1 protein-coding gene is annotated in these 512 nt (G+C 66.4%); it reads right to left on the minus strand.

Features of this window, described 5'->3' with window-relative positions:
* A partial coding sequence (locus tag KNW02_RS20780; RefSeq protein WP_216035067.1) for a tyrosine-type recombinase/integrase occupies positions 1–512 on the minus strand: 512 nt, incomplete at both ends.

The raw sequence follows: 512 nt of genomic DNA on the forward strand, positions 1-512 counted from the left end.
ACCTGGATGATGCGGATGTCACGCCTGAGGCGTGCTTTCAGCACGACGCCGCTTTCCAAGAGATGGGTCGCGAAGCTGTGCCGTAGCGTGTGTACACTGACCTTCTTGGTCAGTCCCGCCGCCCTGGTCGCGGACCGGCAAGCGGAATGCAGCACCTGCACGTCGATCGGCTTGTCGCCACGCCCGGGAAACAGCCAGTCCGTTGGTCGCGCCAAGCGCCAGTAGCTCCGCAGGATGCCGAGAAGCTGCGGCGAGAGCATGACGGTCCGGTCCTTGGCGCCCTTGCCGTGGCGGACCTGGATCACCATGCGATCGCTCTCGATATCCGCGACCTTCAGGCTGACCGTTTCCGAGGCACGCAGCCCCGCAGCATAGGCCGTGGTCAGCGCCGCGCGCGCCTTCAGCGACGGCACCGCCTCGAGAAAACGGACGACCTCGTCGGCGCTCAGGATCGTCGGCAGTTTGCGTGGCGTGCGCGCATAGGCGATCCGCTCCGGTATCTCCGCCCGGTC

Origin of the sequence: Paracoccus marinaquae (genome assembly GCF_018860165.1) — a bacterium.
Classification (GTDB): domain Bacteria; phylum Pseudomonadota; class Alphaproteobacteria; order Rhodobacterales; family Rhodobacteraceae; genus Paracoccus; species Paracoccus marinaquae.